The organism is Algibacter sp. AS12 (genome assembly GCF_046736315.1).
Taxonomy (GTDB): domain Bacteria; phylum Bacteroidota; class Bacteroidia; order Flavobacteriales; family Flavobacteriaceae; genus Algibacter_B; species Algibacter_B amylolyticus.
This window is the reverse complement of sequence record NZ_CP151841.1, coordinates 424,382-442,132: the sequence shown is the minus strand read 5'-3', so window position 1 is coordinate 442,132 and position 17,751 is coordinate 424,382. Positions and strand designations below refer to the sequence as shown.

Genomic DNA, 17,751 nt, shown 5'->3' with positions numbered 1-17,751 from the left:
GCTATTTTTAATTAGAGGTATTACGTTTTGTTTTTTGTACTTCGCTTCAACATATAACCAACACTAAATATGATTAAAGCACAAATAACAAACATTAGTCTACCCCAAAGTGGATTTGGAATAATTGCCATTAATAATATACCTCCACTCATAACGTAAACCATGCCGCCTAATTTATTCCTTTGTTGGCGATCTACATTGTCTTGCTGATCGTCTGCAATATAAGGTGTTTTTAAATCTTCAAAAAAGCGATCGGTCTCTTCTTTATTTGTGTCTCTCTCTTCGTTATAAAAAAGCGAGGTAGCGCAGAAAAACCCTCCTGTTATAAACACATGACCAGCAACAGTTAAAATTATGTTCATATCAATAATCTCTCTATTAGTAAGTGATTCTATACCAAACATCGATACAAAAACCTCTGGAGTACAGATATTAACTACAGACCATGAAACAAAGAATCCTATTACAATAGTAACCCAAGGTGCCCATTTTGGTGTTCTCTTAATGAAAATCCCAAATAATAAGGGTACCATCATTGGTACTTGAATCATGGTGGAAACCGACATCATTAGCTCAAACAAACTAAGCTCTTTTAATGTTGCAAAATACCAAGCAGCGATAATTACTCCGATACCCGTAATGGTACTAACCAATCTACTTATATTCAATAATTTCTTATCTGTTGTTTGTTTATTCCTTTTGGCAAGAAAAGGTTGGTAAAGACTTCGAACAAAAATACCTGCGTTTTTATTTAATGCCGAATCCATAGAAGACATGGTTGCAGCAAAAAGCCCTGCCATTAGTAACCCTGCAGTGCCAACAGGCATTAAATTACGTGCGAATTCAAAATATACAGCATCTACAGCTTTGCTTCCAAGTTGCGTATAACCTTCAACTGCATCTGGCATTAAGCTAGCAGCTGCCCAGGGCGGAATAAACCATATAATAGATCCTAACCCCATTAATATCATAGCTAGCAAAGCAGCTTTACGAGCGTTAAATGAATCTTTTGCATTAAGAAACCTAAAGGAATCGTGCAGGTTCATCATCGTTATAATCTGTTTCGGTAAAAAGAAAATAAAGGTTCCAAACAAAATTAAAGGATAATTCATATTGGGACCAATAAGAAACCCTCCTGGAAAATTATTAACTAAATTAGCTGGCCCACCAACTTTTACTAAAGCAACAACAGCACAAGCTATAGAAACAACTGCTACTACTAGAGTTTGCACAAAATCTGACGCTACAACGCCCCAAGATCCAGAAAGCACCGATACAAAAAGCACCGTTAATCCTATGACTATAATAGTCGTACCTATATCTGTGTCAAAAACAGCACTAGTAAAAACGCCTAAAGCATTTAGCCAAACACCAGCATTAAGAAAAGAAAATACAATTAGAGCGCATGAAAAGAATAATTCATTTTCAGGGCCAAATCGTCTTTTTATTCCTTCCGTAGGTGTATCTACGCGCATTTGTCTAAAACGATGCGCAAAGTATGCCCATCCGCAAAAGTATGCAAACGTATTACCAAGATATACAGCGCTAATAGCAAAACCATCCATGAAAGCTTTACCCGCTGCGCCGGTGAAAGTAACGGCTGAAAATTGTGCCATAAAAGCACTAGATCCAACCATCCACCAAAGCATTCTGCCACCACCTCGAAAATAGTCACTTGTAGAGTTACTTGCCATTCGTGAAAAAACAACACCAATAGCCAGGATTAATATAAAGTAAAGACTAATAACGAGATAATCGTAAAACATAGTTTTTTATTTTTATTGTAGATGACGAATATCTGTCCAGTTATCATTCTTTCTAATTAAATCTATTACCTGTTGATAAAGACTACCATCTTTAAAAGATTGGTAAGGAGCTACTGTTTCTCCTTGTATATCTTTTACAAATTCTCTTGCTAAATAATGCCAATTTCTTTCTGTGTCGCCATATACCTTAGGTTGGTCATCTGCTATATCTTGCGGTAAGGGTTGTTCTTGCCAGGTTTTGTTTTCATGCCACAAATATAATGGTCCCATACCATAGTGGCCTTTTATATAAATGGCTCCTTTTGTACCATAGAATACAATATGATCCTCATTAAACCTAGGATTAAGACCACCATGCTTAAAAAGTACGGAAACAGGTTTTTTAGCAATTGGACTTTCCAATTTAGCAAGAACAGTATATGACCATTCCACATTACTTTCACCCCATTTAAGAGATGGATCATTTAAATCTTTAGGAATAAAATTTCTCCTAGTTTTAAAGTTGTGAACCCCGTCCACAATTGGTGCTTTACCTAAGTCATCTCTAACTTCTCCTATAATCGATAAGATTTTTTCACCAATCACTGAAGTTACAATAGACATCATATGGGTAAAGTTGTTGTTTAAACGACCACCACCATCTTCTTTTCTATGAGACCATCCATAAGGAATATCTCTTTCTAGATTGAAATGAGAAATACTTTCAACCTCTGTAGGTTCTCCTATGGCACCATCTGCTATTAATCGTTTTGCTTGAATGATATGAGGCATATAACGAAAACTAGAAGCAAATGCTGTTTTAACATTTTTATTTTTAGCTAGTTCATATAACTCCAATGCAGATTCTCCTGTGTCAGTTAATGGTTTATCGCTGTACACATGGCAACCAAATTCTATGGCTTGTTTTATAGGACCATAATGCGCGCCTCCAGGAGTTGCAATGGATACGACATCTGGTTTACAATCTTCTAACGCTTTTTGCCAATCTGTACCTGCATATGGGATAGACATTTTCTCTGCCACCTTAATTACAACGCTTTCTGTTCTACCAACAATACCAACTACTTCTGCACCGACAGCTCGAAAAGCATCTGCGTGCCCTTGTCCTGCAAATCCAGTTCCAGAAACTAGAACTTTTAATTTTCTATCCATGTTCTTTATTTAAAATTTGATTATGTGTTTATGTTTTTTATAAAATGATAGGGCTCATTTACCAACTCCATAAAGTGCCATCTTCCAATCGTGTAACGGGTAAATAGGATCTTTTATAGGGATATTTTTTAGCAGCCTCTTCGTTAAATTCAACACCAATACCTGGAGTGTCTTCAATATATATATCCCCATCTTTTAATGTAGCATTGTAGCTAAATATCTCATTTAATTCAGGCGTTCCAAAACCTACAAATTCCTGAATCCCAAAATTTGGTGCCCATAAATCCAAATGCATATGTGCCATAAAACAAATTGGAGAAAGATCTGGAGCTCCGTGAGGCGCCATACGTACATGATATAGTGAGGCAAAATCTGCTAATTTTTTTAAAGGCGTTAAACCTCCTCCATGGGTTACCGCAGTTCTTACAAAATCGATAGTTTGGTTTTCAATTAAGGGTTTTGCATCCCATATTGTGTTAAACTTTTCGCCAAGGGCTAATGGTATGGATGTTTGGTTTCTAATTACTTTATAACCATCTGTATTTTCATAGGTTACAGCATCTTCTAAAAACTTTAAACGATAAGGTTCTAACATTTTTCCAAGTTGTACAGCTTCAATAGGTGTTAATCTACTATGAACATCATGACACAACTCTATATCGTAACCAAACCTTTCTCTTGCTTTTTTAAATAGTTCAGGAATAAAATTTAGATACTTTGTTGTGGACCAACCATGTTCTGGAGGTAAAGGTCTATTTCCTTGTAATTCGTAATAATTTTTTTTGTCTCCTAATGTGCCATAGGTTCCTGCTATACCAGGAATAGTACATTGTAATCTTACTACCTTATAGCCTTGATTAATAGCCTGCTCTAAGTTATTTAATACATCCTTGATAGTTTCTCCATTTACGTGAGCATACACTGTAACTGCTTTTCTGCTTCTCCCACCAAGTAATTGATATACAGGTAAACCTGCTATTTTTCCTTTAATATCCCATAGAGCAACATCAATAGCTCCAATTGCTGCCATACTAACAGCACCATTTTGCCAATAAGCTCCTTTATATAAATATTGCCATATATCCTCAATTTCCTGAGGATCTCTACCAATTAAACAAGGAATAACATGTTCTTCTAAATAAGCAACTACAGCCAATTCTCTACCATTTAATGTTGCGTCGCCTAAACCATATACACCTTTATCTGTTATAATTTTTACGGTAACGAAATTTCTCCCAGGGCAACAAACAAAGACTTTTATTTCTTTTATTTTCATATAATACTTATTTCATTTATTAAATCTAATCATTTTATTTTTTACAAAAAGGAAAGAATAAGATTAGTCTATGGACTGCTTTTTAAAACCATTTTAAAACTGGCGCACCAAACTGGCGCACCAAAAATAGAAATATTATTTTGGTAATAAAAATAAAAACCATAAAAAAACAAGATTTTGTTTTTTTTATGGTTTTTAAATTATTCTAGATTTATAAGTGCTTTATTATTAATTTAGAATAATTCCTGTATAAAAATTTATAATTTATCACATAAAACTGGTTGTTAGAAAAGAGATATGTGATTTTTAAAAAAATAAGATGAATGCAAAAATAATTAATATGACTCTATTATAATTATTCCGTAAAGAGCTAAACAGTACGTTGTTTAAAGTCGTTACAATACTCTATAAGCAGTTCAAAATGAAATTCCATTCGCTTTATGGCTTCTTCCGGATCTCTATTTTTAATAGCTTGAAAAATGGCTTCATGTTTATTTATTTCATAATTAAAACCTTCTTCGTCCTTCACTCTTGTTTTAACAAATACTGAAATTAATTTAGGAATAATTTGCAGCATCATATTATAAATAGTTACATTTTTACTGGCCTTTGCAATTGCTAAGTGAAACAACAAATCTTCCTCTAATGCGTTTTTACGACTTAAAATTTTGTCTTTATATCTTGTTAACGCTGCTTTAATCTCTTTTAAGTCTTCATCTGTTCTTCTAGAAGCAGCAAAAAAAACTGATTTTTCTTCTAACATTAATCGAGATTCTGCTAAAGAAATAAAATCTTCTTTACCAGAATTTAAAATACCATCAATTACACCGGAAAATGCAACCCGACCAGTATTCATAAATAATCCGGTTTGCGGAACAGACTTTACCAACCCATAGTACTCAAGCTTATCAATGGCATCGTTTACACTTCTTCTACTAACATTTAATGTTTCGCACAACACACGTTCAGAAGGTAACTTGTCTCCAACATCTAAGCGTCTTAAATTTATAAAATCTCTAATTTTAGAAACTATTAAATTAAGGACTTCGGTATTGTCTTTTATTCTTACAGGTTTAATTTTCATACAGACAACTTTAATTCAAAGTTACAAAAAACCACCTTGTTTTCACAAAGTGGCTTTTATTATTTCCGCGAAAGCGAAACTATTTGAGATTCTATTTATGAGATTCCCTTCTTCGAGGGAATGACAAATAAACTATTTATTTAATCATTTCGTAACTACGTTTAATAAAGTTTGTTAACTCTTCGCCTTTTAATAGACCTTGAGATAAACGTGCTAAATCTAAACTTTGTGTAATTAAACGATCTTTGTCTTCTTTAGCTTCGGTAGCCAAAATATCGCTCACTAACTTAGAGTTTGTGTTTACAATAACGTTGTACATTTCTGGCATGTTACCAAACATTTGCATACCTCCGCCACCTGTAGCTTGCATTTCTTTCATTCTACGCATAAATTCTGGTTGCGTAATAGTAAAAGGTGTTTCTGTGCTATCCATAGCTTCTAATTGCACTTGGAATTTATCAGAAGGAATTACAGATTTTAATAACTCATCTAAAGTTTTAGTTTGCTCTTCATCTAATTTAGAAATTGTTGTTTCGTCTTTCTTAATTAAATTATTTACATGATCGCCATCTACACGAGCAAACGTAATGTTTTCTTTAGTGCTTTCTAATTTCTGGATTAAATGCGATACAATTGGAGAATCCAATAATAACACTTCGTAATCTTTAGCTTTTGCAGACTCAATGTAACTGTGTTGCGCATCTGCATTTGATGCATAAAGGATAACTAACTTACCATCCTTATCGGTTTGGTTTGCTTTAATTTTATTGAATAACTCATCGTAAGTGTAATACTTACCATCTACCGTTGGGTATAAGGTGAACGCTTCAGATTTTTCGAAGAATTTATCTTCAGAAAGCATTCCGTATTCAATTACAATTTTAATATCGTTCCATTTGGCTTCAAAATCCTCACGGTTACTGTTAAATAACGATTTTAATTTATCGGCAACTTTTCTAGTAATGTAAGACGAGATCTTTTTTACAGCACCATCGGCTTGTAAATAAGAACGCGATACGTTTAATGGAATATCTGGCGAGTCAATAACACCACGAAGCATGGTTAAAAACTCAGGTACAATGCCTTCAACATTATCGGTAACATATACTTGGTTTTGATACAGTTGAATTTTATCCTTCTGAATTTGCATGTCGTTAGACATTTTTGGGAAGTATAAAATACCAGTTAAGTTAAACGGATAATCAACATTTAAATGAATGTTGAATAACGGTTCTTCCATTTGCATTGGATACAATTCTCTATAGAATGCGCTATAATCTTCATCCTTTAAATCTGCTGGTTGTTTTGTCCAAGCAGGATTTGGGTTGTTTATAATATTATCAACCGTTATTTTTCTGTGTGGCTCAGTCGTTTCTTTACCATCTTTATCTGTAGTCGTTTCTGGTGTATGCTCAGGATCGTTAATTTCCTTAGTTCCGAATTTAATTGAAACTGGCATAAACTTGTTGTACTTGTACAATAACTCAGAGATGCGAGACTCTTCTAAAAACTCAGTAGAATCTTCGGCAATATGAAGTATAATTTCTGTACCTCTCTCTGTTTTATCAGAAGCTTCTAATGTAAATTCTGGCGATCCATCGCAAGTCCAATGTGCAGCAGGCTCATCTTTAAACGATTTAGTAATAATTTCAACCTTTTCGGCTACCATAAATGCAGAGTAGAAACCAAGACCAAAATGTCCAATAATTCCAGAATCTTTAGCCGAATCTTTGTACTTATCTAAGAACTCTTCAGCTCCAGAAAAAGCCACTTGGTTAATGTATTTTTCAACTTCATCGGCCGTCATACCTAAACCTTGATCGATAATATGAAGTTTTTTACCTTCTTTATCAATCTTAACTTCAATTACAGGATTGCCATACTCCACTTTAGCATCGCCAATATTGGTTAAATGTTTAAGTTTTAAAGTAGCATCTGTTGCGTTACTAACTAGCTCGCGTAAAAATATTTCGTGGTCGCTATACAAGAATTTTTTAATGAGTGGGAAGATATTTTCTACCGATACATTAATGTTTCCTTTTGTCATAATATAATTTATTTGTCATTCCCTCGAAGGAGGAAATCTGTTTAACTTAATTTTTTATTTACTGTAAATGTAATAGTCAACAAAAATGCCAATTGACTAAATATGACAAACTGACACACCTTTTTTCTTTGGTAAAAGTAAATTATAAAGAAAGCCTAAATGCCAAATCTTAATCTATGCGGTTTTGGGAATTTTATTTCATTTGGAATTTTACCGTTTAATTTTGTACTTTGTTAATTCATTTAGAAGATTTCCGTCTTCGCGGAAATAGAAATAAGACTAAAACATATGTACAATTCAAAAATAATAGGGCTAGGTAAATACGTGCCAGATAATGTAGTAACAAACCATGATTTATCTAAAATGATGGATACTAACGATGAGTGGATTACCGAGCGCACTGGTATAAAAGAACGTCGTTGGGTAAAGGAAGGTTCTGGAGATACAACAGCAACAATGGGTGTTAAGGCCGCAAAACAAGCCATAGAGCGCGCAGGAATAGATAAAGACGATATCGATTTTATAATTTTTGCAACCTTAAGTCCAGATATGTATTTCCCTGGACCAGGAGTGCAAGTACAACATGCTTTAGATATTAAAACCATTGGCGCCTTAGATGTTAGAAACCAATGTTCTGGTTTTGTGTATGCTATTTCTGTGGCAGATAATTTTATAAAAACTGGTATGTATAAAAACATATTAGTTATTGGTAGCGAATTGCACTCTCACGGATTGGATAAAACCACAAGAGGTCGAGGCGTTACCGTAATTTTTGGCGATGGGGCAGGAGCTGCCATTTTAAGTAGAGAAGAAGATAATACAAAAGGTATTTTATCTACGCATTTACACTCGCAAGGCGAACATGCCGAAGAATTGGTGTTAGTAGCTCCAGGAATGGGAAAACGATGGGTAAACGATATTATCGCAGATAATGACCCTAATGATGAAAGTTATTTTCCTCACATGAATGGCCAGTTTGTATTTAAAAATGCCGTAGTGCGTTTTAGCGAGGTTATTGTAGAAGGTTTAACAAAAAACAACTTACAAAAGGAAGACATCGATATGTTAATTCCGCATCAAGCCAACCTGCGTATAGCGCAGTTTATCCAAAAGAAATTTGGTTTACGCGACGACCAAGTGTTTAATAATATTATGAAATATGGTAATACAACCGCCGCATCTATTATTATTGCATTAACCGAAGCTTGGGAAGAAGGAAAAATTAAAGAAGGCGATAACGTTGTTTTAGCAGCCTTTGGTAGTGGCTTTACATGGGGAAGCGCCATTATAAAATGGGCTTAAAATAAATATTTGGGCGTTACCTCAAGGGTCAGGCTTTACACTATATCTTTTTTAATTTTATTGCAAAGTAGGAACCGCTTTAACAATCTGCTTATAATTAACATAACAGTTAATTAAGTTTTAGTTAATTTAAAAAAAGGATGCCGTTTCAATCCCTAACGCACTATCTGCTTAAAACAAAGGCTTAAATTTAGTTAAAGCACATTTATAAATTAATATAAAATCAAAAAACCCGAAACATATAGTTTCGGGTTTTTCTAGCTATTAATCAACTCCAATTAACACTTAAATGAAGAATTATATGGTGGTTAGACGTTGCATTTATAAATACATTACAAAGCGTATTTATTATTTGATTTTAATGCCATGAGATAAAAAAAACTCGAAACAAGTTTCGAGCTTTAATTATATGAATCTTAAACTACGAATTTGTTTTTGTAGACGACTAACTCTAAAATAATTACGTTTTCGCTAATTGGTTAGATTACATATTATACGTTTAACGTAAAAATATTGTATGTTATTGTGCTGATTTTCAAATTTTAACAAATTTTTTAATATTTTGAAAATACACCTTCCAAAAAACAAAACCCCTAAACTAAATGTTTAGGGGGTTTTATTTAATAATCGTACAAAAATACTAACCATCAACTATTATGCAGATTATTAAATGTAAATATTACATAAAGCCGCCACCACCAGATTTGGTGTCGTTTTCTCTTTGCTTTCTTTTTAACGCGCTGTAGTTGTTACCTCCAAACCTATAAGAAAGCGCTATATTCCAGGTATTGCTTTCCCAATTAAATCCGCCAATATTAGGAAACGGTGTGCTGCCTTCAAATTCGAATTTCATAGTGTTAAAAATATCGTTATAATTAAAACTAAGTGTAGCTCTGTTATCCTCTAAAAAGTTATAGCGCATACCTGTATTAACCATATACATAGGTTCTCTGGTAAATTGAAGACTTTCTTCTTCGCCTCTATACATTGCAAATAATGAAAAACTTAATTTTTTAGATACTTTAAAATTGTTAAAGGCTCTTAGATTCCAAATAATAGTTTCAACCTCGTTGTTTTGTTTCAAAATATCATCTACGGTTGCATTTTGTATGTCGTCGGTATTTACAATCTCTATAAAGCCTTGTTGCCTTTGCGAGTATAAATCAAAACTACCATTTAAACTCCACCATTTAGTTGGTCGGTAATTTGTAGATAACTCGAAACCATATGCCGTGGTGTTATCAAAATTGTCATAAGATAAATTCGAATTACCAGAGGTTATATTGGTTCTATCTATAAAAACATATCTATTAATGTTGTCCTCAATAATTCTGTAAAAAATACCTGCAGTAATACTCCCTTTTTCTAATTGTCTTGTATAATTTGTTTCAAGAGAGTTTGTGAATTGAGGTTGTAATTCGGTATTTCCAAACGACGATAAACGCGGTGTGCTCCATTCTCTAATTGGGTTTACTTGCTGTAAGCCTGGGCGGTCTACACGACGACTAAAACTTAATTGGTAGGAGTTTTTTTCGGTTGGGTTGTACGTTAAAAATGCCGAAGGGTATATTTGAAAATAATCATTTTCAAAAGGAATAAATTCTGTGCTAGCATCGCTAAACGTTTTTAAGGCATCAGCGTTTACGTTAACCTGTTCTGCTCTAATGCCAACTTGATAGTTCCATTTTTCTAATGTTTTTCCGTAGGTAAAGTATGCCGAGTAAATGTCTCTGTTATAATCAAAACCGGTACTTGGAGTGGCTATAATGTCGCCTTCGCTAGAAAACGTTTGTCCCGTAGACATGTAGTCGATATTGGTGTTAAACAAACGGGCTTCAAGTCCTGCTTCAATTTTGGTTTTGTTGTTTACAGGTTTTACATAATCAATGTTTACTGTGGTTTGTTGGCGTTGTGTGTCAACATTATCAACATAGTTAGTAGGGAAATCAAAATTAAAGAAATTGAAATTGGCAAGTTCGTCATTTTCAAAATCGTTGTAATCAATTTCAATATCTAAGGTTTCATTTTCATCTGTAAATTCATGCTTGTACGCTAAGTTATATTGTCCAGAATTATTACCCGAAGTATTATTAAATAATTGACTTTGTGTAAGCGATTCGTAGCTTATTATGGCACTTCCAGAATTATTACCGTTATAAATATTTTGGTTGGTAAAAAATGAAAGTGTGTTTTTATTATTCACATAAAAATCGACGCCAACTTTGTATAGATGCGATTTACCGTTATTTTGAAATTTAAAGTTTTGCATCGAATTATCATCCAAACGCAATATCGATCCAAAATTGTCGTGTCTACCTATGTTGTTTCCGTAGTTTCCATAAAAATTAAATTTGCCATTTCTGTAATTCATATCTATAGAACTATTAAATTTTGCAAATACTTCATGTGTTATGCCTACATTAAGGTTACCATTAAAACCAATTTTTGTGTTTTTATGTAATTTAATATTAATTATACCACTCATGCCTTCAGGATTATATTTAGCCGAAGGATTTGTAATTAATTCAATTTCTTTAATAGATGTAGATGGAATTTGTTTTAAAAGCTGTGCAATAGGCACGTTGCTTAATTTGCCATCAACCATAACGCGTACATTTTCGTTGCCACGTAAGCTAATGTTACCAGATTGTTGATCGATACTAACCGAAGGAATATTATTCATAATATCGCTAGCGCTTGTACCTGCGGTAGTTAAATCTTTTCCAACGGTAATTACTTTTCGGTCTACTTTTTGTTGTATGGTCGATACTTCGGCTATTACGGTAACAGCATCTAAATCTTCGGCAGCTTCCTCAAGTAAAATAGTACCTAAGTTAACATTGTAATTGGTTTTGCTAATGGTAATAGTTTTATTCACTGTTTTATAACCTATGTATTGTATGCTTACAATAATTTCGCCTTCTGGTACTTGGTTGATAGTAAAAGTACCATCATCTAAAGTAATTCCTCCTGTAATGTTAGCATTTTTTGTATCTTTAATTATAATGTTTACATACGGTAAGGGTTGCTTTAAAGTAGCGTCTAATACAGTACCAAATACGGTTCCTGTTTTAGCAATTTTGGGATCTGTTGTTTTGGCTTGTGCTATGGAAATGGAAAATAAAATAGCACACAAATAAATTAGTGGTCTCATAATGGTGGTTTGATTTTTGATTGATGTTTCTTAGAAGACGTCAAAAATCAAATTCTGTTACGGTAATTAAATAAAATTAACAGGCTTTTAACAGTTTAAAGATATATGAATAAAAAAACATTGGTGTTTGGAGCATCATTAAAACCGCAAAGGTATTCCAATATGGCCATTAAGCGATTGGTTTCAAACCAAATAGAAGTGATTGCTTTTGGTTTACGTAAAGGAGAAGTAGCTGGAGTAGAAATAGATACTGAGTTATTGCCATACAAGGATGTGCATTCTGTTACCTTGTATTTAAATCCAACCCGACAACAAGAATATTACGATTATATCGTGTCTTTAAAACCTAGTCGTGTTATATTTAATCCTGGTACAGAAAACATAGAATTATATAGCATTTTAAAAGCAAATAATATAGCTTTTGAAGTAGCTTGTACTTTAGTATTACTTTCTACGAATCAATATTAAACCTAAAAAAGTTATTAAGCCATTTATAGGTAAAATTTCCCAATGAAATTTATAGTTTCCTATGGCGCTTTCAGGTAAAGTGGTTATGGCAAATGTTATTAATATAGACGCTAACCCAACTAGCCATACATATTTGTCTTTAATTTGATAATTGGTAATTATACCAAATGCAAACAAACCAAGTAAGGGACCATAAGTAAATGTGGCAAATTTAAAGAGGTTGCTTACCACATTTCCTTCAAGACTATTAAAAATAATAACGACAATTATTAGCAAAATAGAAACACCAACATGCACTTTTTTACGGAGTGGTTTTTGGGCTTCTTTAGGTAGTTTTTCAATGTTTAAAAAATCAACAGAAAACGATGTGGTTAAAGATGTTAATGCGCTATCGGCACTAGAGTATGCTGCAGCTATTAACCCAATAATAAAAGTAACGCTTAAAGCTGTACCCAAATTTTGATTCATGGCTATTTCAGGAAATAATAAATCGGTTCTTATTCTGCCATCAACCACTGGTACTTGCAATCCAAATTTATCAGCATAAATAAATAATAATGCGCCTAGAGATAAAAAGAAAAAGTTTACAAATATAAGTAGCGTAGCCATTGTAAACATGTTTTTCTTGGCTTCAGTTGGTGTTTTACAAGTTAGATTTTTCTGCATCATATCTTGATCTAAACCAGTCATAGCAATTGCTATAAAAATACCACCAATAAAATATTTCCAGAAATACGTTGTCGCATTTGGGTCGTCAAAAAAGAAAATTTTTCCTTTAGCAGAAAACTCAGGCGAATTTAGAAATTCAATATAGGTCCAATCTAATTTATCGGTAATTAAAAAAATAGCAACACTTACAGATGTTAACATCGCTAGAGTTTGTAATGTGTCGGTCCAAACAATCGTTTTTATACCGCCTCTATTTGTATAAATCCATATTAAAAGAATTGAGATTACTACCGTAGCCCAAAACGGAACGCCAATATCTTCAAAAACGATATACTGCATAGCTAAAGCCACTAGGAATAGCCTAAACGAAGCTCCCGTAACACGCGATAGTAAAAAGAAAAAAGCACCAGTTTTATAACTTATAACACCAAAGCGTTGTTCTAAATATTGGTAAATAGACGTAACATTGAGTTTATAATAAATAGGAAGCAGAACAAATAGAATAAATAGATAGCCAACAAAAAAACCAAGTACACCTTGCATATAAGCAAATTGTTGACCTTCTATCATACCGGGCACCGAAATAAAAGTAACCCCAGAAAGTGAGGCACCAATCATACCAAAAGCAACTAAATACCATGGAGCCGATTTGTTAGCTTTAAAAAAAGCCTCGTTACTATCTTCTTTACCAGTAAAATAGGAGATTAAGATTAAAACAACAAAATAAGCTGCAATAAGTAGCATGATTTGAGTAGCCGTCATAATAATAAATGATTTTTTAAGTTTTGAATGTACAAATATAAATCGAAAAAAGGGTTTTAGTTTTTTATGACGGTTATATTACTGTTAGTAAGCGTAATTTAAATGTGTAAATAACAAATAATATTTTAAAAGTGAGGTTTAAAATTAGCGATTTTGATGGCTAAATAGTAATTTCGCCGCTATGGAATTTTCTTCTAAACTTTTAGAACGTGCAGTTAACGAAATGTCACAGTTACCAGGTATTGGTAAGCGTACGGCATTGCGTTTGGTTTTGCACATGCTAAGGCAACCTAAAGATCAAACTTTAGCCCTGTCTGAAGCACTACAAACTATGAGGAGTGAAGTTAAATTCTGTAAATCTTGCCATAATATTAGTGATGTTGAACTTTGTGAAATATGTGCCAACCCAAAACGTAATAAAGATATTATTTGTGTTGTAGAGGATATAAGAGATGTTATGGCCATTGAAAACACGAGTTCCTTTAGGGGTGTATATCATGTTTTAGGAGGTAAAATATCTCCGATGGATGGTATTGGTCCGCACCAATTAAATATAGAATCATTAGTAAACAAAGTAAAAAAAGAAAAGATTAACGAACTTATTTTTGCATTAAGTTCCACAATGGAAGGCGATACCACTAATTTTTATATATTTAAACAAATTAAAGATTTCGGTATAACAACATCAACAATAGCGAGAGGGATTTCGGTGGGAGATGAGTTGGAATATGCCGATGAAGTTACTTTGGGACGGAGTATTGTAAATCGCATTCCGTTTGAATCTTCAATTAAACTATAAACTAAACTAAATTTGAAACTCTCAATAGTTATATTAAATTATAATGTAAAATGCTTTTTGGAATTATGTCTTAAAAGTGTTGAGGCTGCAATTTCAAATATAGATGCCGAAATTATTGTGGTAGATAATAATTCTACAGACAATAGTTGTGAAATGGTTAAATCTAAATTTCCCAATGTTACTCTTATAGAAAATAAAGAAAATACCGGTTTTTCAAAGGGCAATAATATTGGTGTTTCTGTTGCCAAAGGAGAGTATTTATGTATCCTAAACCCAGATACTGTTGTAGCCGAAGATACTTTTATGAAGTTATTAGCCTTTTCTGAGACTAAAAAAAATCTTGGTATTGTTGGCTGTAAGTTAATTAATGGAAGAGGGCTGTTTTTGCCAGAAAGTAAGCGAAAAATACCTTACGTTATGGCATCCTTTAAAAAAATGCTAGGTAATTCAGAGGATTATTATGCTAGTAATTTAGACCAAAATGATGTTAGGGAAGTTGAAATATTAGTAGGTGCATTTATGTTTTTAAAGCATTCTGTATATATGGATATTAAAGGCTTCGATGAAGACTATTTTATGTATGGCGAAGATATAGATATCTCTTATAAAGCCTTAAAAAAAGGCTATGTAAATTTTTATTATGGCGATACAACTATTCTTCATTTTAAGGGCGAAAGTACTTTAAGAGATAAAAACTACGCTCGAAGGTTTTATGGAGCAATGCAAATTTTTTATAAGAAGCACTTTAAGAAAAATATGTTATTCGACTTATTTGTTTGGGGTGGTATTTATATTGTTTATTTGTTTAGAAAGCAGCATATAAAGAAAATTAAAAGGGTTTATAAATATGTGTTTATCTCAGATAAGATGAATGAAAGCCTTGAACAAGTTTTAACAAAAGATGTGCTTTTAAGACCCGACCTTAAAAATATTATTAAAGAATCTGAAGTTATTTTCGACGCTAATGTTTTAAGTTTTAAAGAAATTATTAGTTTTATCGAGACCAATAAATTAGATAAATCGGTTACTTTTAAAATTTTACCCAAAAAATCTAATTTTATAATAGGGAGCGATGATGAAATGAGTAGAGGTGAAGTTATTAGTTTTAACTAGTTTTATTGTATATTATAAGGCAAATTGTTATTTTTTTTGATAATTTTGTAAAATAAAAATTAAAAACAAGCATTACGTTATTGATATGGCAAAGTTTGAGCTTAAGTTACCAAAAATGGGAGAAAGTGTTGCAGAAGCAACCATAACATCTTGGTTAAAAGAGGTTGGTGATACTATCGAAATGGATGATCCTGTATTGGAAATAGCGACAGATAAAGTAGATAGTGAAGTGCCTAGTGAGGTTGATGGTGTTTTAGTGGAACGTTTTTTTAATGTCGACGATATTGTTCAAGTAGGGCAAGTATTAGCTATAATAGAAACTGGAGATGAAGATATTAATGCTAACGAAAATCTTAATGGAGAAGAAAGCGTTGAGGTATTAGATGATAATGAAAAAGCAGCTGTAGCAGAATTAGAAGAAGCTTTAAGTTTAGCTAAAGAAACTGTAGCTCCTGCTCTAGTATCAAGTAGCGACCGTTTTTATTCGCCGTTGGTTAAAAATATAGCTAAGGCCGAAGGTATTTCGCAAGCGGAATTAGATAGTATTGCTGGAACAGGAAAAGACGCTCGGGTTACTAAAAATGATATTTTAGATTACATAAAAAATAAAGGAGCAGGTCAACATACCAGTACTGCAAAATCAGAACCATCTGCGTTAAATACTAAACATATAGAACAACCTAAAACAGAAGAGTCTAAAGCAAAACAACAAGTAGCGATTTCTAGTAGCGAGGAAGAAATAATACAAATGTCTAGAATGGGCAAGCTTATTGCGCATCATATGGTTGAGTCTATAAAGACCTCGGCACATGTACAAAGTTTTATTGAAGCCGATGTTACTAATGTCTGGAATTGGAGAAAGAAAGTTAAAGATGTTTTTATGAAGCGTGAAGGTGAAAATTTAACCTTTACACCTATTTTTATGGAAGCTATCGCGAAGGCTTTGCGAGATTTTCCAATGATGAATATTTCTTTTCAAGACGATAAAATCATTAAAAAGAAGAACATTAATCTTGGTATGGCTGCGGCTTTACCAGATGGAAATTTAATAGTGCCTGTTATTAAAAATGCCGATCAGCTTAATTTGGTGGGTATGACAAAGCAAGTTAACGATTTAGCAAATAGAGCTAGAATAGGTAAATTAAAACCAGATGATACTCAAGGTGGTACATACACCGTTACAAACGTGGGTACTTTTGGTAGTATTATGGGTACTCCAATAATTAACCAACCTCAAGTTGGTATTTTAGCACTGGGAGCTATTAGAAAAGTCCCTGCTGTTATTGAAACGCCAGAAGGCGATTTTATTGGTATTCGTTACAAAATGTACTTGTCACATTCTTACGATCATCGTGTGGTAAATGGCGCATTAGGAGGCATGTTTGTTAAAGCTGTAACAGATTACCTTGAAGCTTGGGATGTGAATAGAGAGATATAGTATGGTATTACTTAATGTGATTCTTTAAAGCCTCTAAAAGTTCTTTTTTAGTTCTTATCCCTCTATAAATAGCATCTTCAATTTTTAAAACAAATACATCTTGTTGTATGTTTTCTATTGATTGCCCATTGTTTTTGCGTGCCTTTAAAATTAAATCTTGGTCGTTATTAATATCCTTTACATTATAGGCTACCTTATTATTGTCAAATAATAGTTTAGTTTCTTCGCAAATTTCGCAAGCCTCAGATTCAAATAAGGTTATGTTTGCGGTTTTTAAAGCGGTATCAAAATTTATTTGCATATCGTCGTCGTCCTTTCTAAATTTCAAATTTGTACTTACCTCATTTACAATAAATTGATGTTCGTATTTCCCCTCAGAACTAGCTAATTTAATGAGAGTTAGCAAATGTACTTCGCTTTTAGCGGCTACAGGTTTTAATACAGGTCGGTTACTGCTTCGTCTATAATCATTAGTAGTAACACGCAAGAATACCACATAAGGAATAGTATCTGTGTTTTTAGCGTAAAGCTCTAAGCGCTTTCCATTTTGTTTTTCTACCAGTGTAACATTTTCAGGATTTGTACCTTGAGAAAAGCCTAAAAAAGATGTTAAATAAACTAGTAAAACTAAAAAGAAGGGATTTAATTTCGATTTCATAGGTATTGCAAATTTAAACAAAATTTAAAAAATTATATTTGCAATAAACATACCATAAAAGTA

Annotated in this window: 13 protein-coding genes; 5 read left to right on the top strand and 8 right to left on the bottom strand. The window is 32.9% G+C overall.

Features of this window, described 5'->3' with window-relative positions; translation table 11 throughout:
- Positions 1-20 precede the first annotated feature (20 nt).
- The 5 genes from AAFN75_RS01805 to htpG all read right to left on the bottom strand — a co-directional run bounded on the left by AAFN75_RS01805 (position 21) and on the right by htpG (position 7,325).
- On the bottom strand, positions 21-1,766 hold the full coding sequence (locus AAFN75_RS01805; RefSeq protein WP_411807975.1) for a sodium:solute symporter family transporter: 1,746 nt from the start codon (positions 1,764-1,766) through the stop codon (positions 21-23).
- Between the two features lie 12 nt (positions 1,767-1,778).
- Positions 1,779-2,918, bottom strand: a complete 1,140-nt coding sequence (locus tag AAFN75_RS01800) for a Gfo/Idh/MocA family protein (RefSeq protein WP_411807974.1) — start codon at positions 2,916-2,918, stop codon at positions 1,779-1,781.
- 58 nt (positions 2,919-2,976) lie between these two features.
- The gene (gene manD, locus AAFN75_RS01795; protein ID WP_411807973.1) at positions 2,977-4,194 is read right to left on the bottom strand and encodes a D-mannonate dehydratase ManD; all 1,218 of its coding nucleotides are present in this window, start codon (positions 4,192-4,194) and stop codon (positions 2,977-2,979) included.
- 370 nt (positions 4,195-4,564) lie between these two features.
- Complete coding sequence (locus AAFN75_RS01790) at positions 4,565-5,278, bottom strand: FadR/GntR family transcriptional regulator (RefSeq protein ID WP_411807972.1); 714 nt, start codon at positions 5,276-5,278, stop codon at positions 4,565-4,567.
- 136 nt (positions 5,279-5,414) lie between these two features.
- Complete coding sequence (htpG, locus tag AAFN75_RS01785) at positions 5,415-7,325, bottom strand: molecular chaperone HtpG (RefSeq protein ID WP_411807971.1); 1,911 nt, start codon at positions 7,323-7,325, stop codon at positions 5,415-5,417.
- A gap of 288 nt (positions 7,326-7,613) precedes the next feature.
- Here htpG and AAFN75_RS01780 point away from each other — a divergent pair, with 288 nt between their 5' ends.
- Positions 7,614-8,627, top strand: coding sequence for a 3-oxoacyl-ACP synthase III family protein (locus AAFN75_RS01780; protein WP_092852912.1), 1,014 nt, complete (start codon positions 7,614-7,616; stop codon positions 8,625-8,627).
- A gap of 679 nt (positions 8,628-9,306) precedes the next feature.
- Here the strand turns inward: AAFN75_RS01780 and AAFN75_RS01775 are convergent.
- Positions 9,307-11,781 carry a TonB-dependent receptor domain-containing protein gene (locus tag AAFN75_RS01775; protein ID WP_411807970.1) on the bottom strand — a complete coding sequence of 825 codons (2,475 nt, stop codon included), beginning with the start codon at positions 11,779-11,781 and terminating at the stop codon, positions 9,307-9,309.
- Positions 11,782-11,886: 105 nt separating this feature from the next.
- On the opposite strand from AAFN75_RS01775, the gene AAFN75_RS01770 reads away from it, so the two are divergent.
- Positions 11,887-12,249, top strand: coding sequence for a CoA-binding protein (locus AAFN75_RS01770; RefSeq protein WP_411807969.1), 363 nt, complete (start codon positions 11,887-11,889; stop codon positions 12,247-12,249).
- Here the strand turns inward: AAFN75_RS01770 and AAFN75_RS01765 are convergent.
- The gene (locus tag AAFN75_RS01765; RefSeq protein ID WP_411807968.1) at positions 12,226-13,680 is read right to left on the bottom strand and encodes a sodium:solute symporter; all 1,455 of its coding nucleotides are present in this window, start codon (positions 13,678-13,680) and stop codon (positions 12,226-12,228) included. The genes AAFN75_RS01770 and AAFN75_RS01765 overlap by 24 nt on opposite strands.
- 181 nt (positions 13,681-13,861) lie before the next feature.
- Here AAFN75_RS01765 and recR point away from each other — a divergent pair, with 181 nt between their 5' ends.
- The 3 genes from recR to AAFN75_RS01750 all read left to right on the top strand — a co-directional run bounded on the left by recR (position 13,862) and on the right by AAFN75_RS01750 (position 17,030).
- Positions 13,862-14,479, top strand: a complete 618-nt coding sequence (recR, locus tag AAFN75_RS01760) for a recombination mediator RecR (protein ID WP_411807967.1) — start codon at positions 13,862-13,864, stop codon at positions 14,477-14,479.
- Between the two features lie 12 nt (positions 14,480-14,491).
- Positions 14,492-15,592, top strand: coding sequence for a glycosyltransferase family 2 protein (locus AAFN75_RS01755; protein WP_411807966.1), 1,101 nt, complete (start codon positions 14,492-14,494; stop codon positions 15,590-15,592).
- An 85-nt stretch (positions 15,593-15,677) separates the two neighbouring features.
- The gene (locus tag AAFN75_RS01750) at positions 15,678-17,030 is read left to right on the top strand and encodes a dihydrolipoamide acetyltransferase family protein (RefSeq protein WP_411807965.1); all 1,353 of its coding nucleotides are present in this window, start codon (positions 15,678-15,680) and stop codon (positions 17,028-17,030) included.
- Between the two features lie 7 nt (positions 17,031-17,037).
- Here AAFN75_RS01750 and AAFN75_RS01745 read toward each other — a convergent pair whose 3' ends face one another.
- Positions 17,038-17,688: a hypothetical protein gene (locus AAFN75_RS01745; RefSeq protein ID WP_411807964.1), complete on the bottom strand. Its 651-nt coding sequence runs from the start codon at positions 17,686-17,688 to the stop codon at positions 17,038-17,040.
- Positions 17,689-17,751: the final 63 nt, after the last annotated feature.

Coding starts and splice junctions, on each gene's coding strand:
- AAFN75_RS01805 (WP_411807975.1), bottom strand. CDS start 1,766: ATGTTTTACGATTATCTCGTTATTAGTCTTTACTTTATATTAATCCTG.
- AAFN75_RS01800 (WP_411807974.1), bottom strand. CDS start 2,918: ATGGATAGAAAATTAAAAGTTCTAGTTTCTGGAACTGGATTTGCAGGA.
- manD (WP_411807973.1), bottom strand. CDS start 4,194: ATGAAAATAAAAGAAATAAAAGTCTTTGTTTGTTGCCCTGGGAGAAAT.
- AAFN75_RS01790 (WP_411807972.1), bottom strand. CDS start 5,278: ATGAAAATTAAACCTGTAAGAATAAAAGACAATACCGAAGTCCTTAAT.
- htpG (WP_411807971.1), bottom strand. CDS start 7,325: ATGACAAAAGGAAACATTAATGTATCGGTAGAAAATATCTTCCCACTC.
- AAFN75_RS01780 (WP_092852912.1), top strand. CDS start 7,614: ATGTACAATTCAAAAATAATAGGGCTAGGTAAATACGTGCCAGATAAT.
- AAFN75_RS01775 (WP_411807970.1), bottom strand. CDS start 11,781: ATGAGACCACTAATTTATTTGTGTGCTATTTTATTTTCCATTTCCATA.
- AAFN75_RS01770 (WP_411807969.1), top strand. CDS start 11,887: ATGAATAAAAAAACATTGGTGTTTGGAGCATCATTAAAACCGCAAAGG.
- AAFN75_RS01765 (WP_411807968.1), bottom strand. CDS start 13,680: ATGACGGCTACTCAAATCATGCTACTTATTGCAGCTTATTTTGTTGTT.
- recR (WP_411807967.1), top strand. CDS start 13,862: ATGGAATTTTCTTCTAAACTTTTAGAACGTGCAGTTAACGAAATGTCA.
- AAFN75_RS01750 (WP_411807965.1), top strand. CDS start 15,678: ATGGCAAAGTTTGAGCTTAAGTTACCAAAAATGGGAGAAAGTGTTGCA.
- AAFN75_RS01745 (WP_411807964.1), bottom strand. CDS start 17,688: ATGAAATCGAAATTAAATCCCTTCTTTTTAGTTTTACTAGTTTATTTA.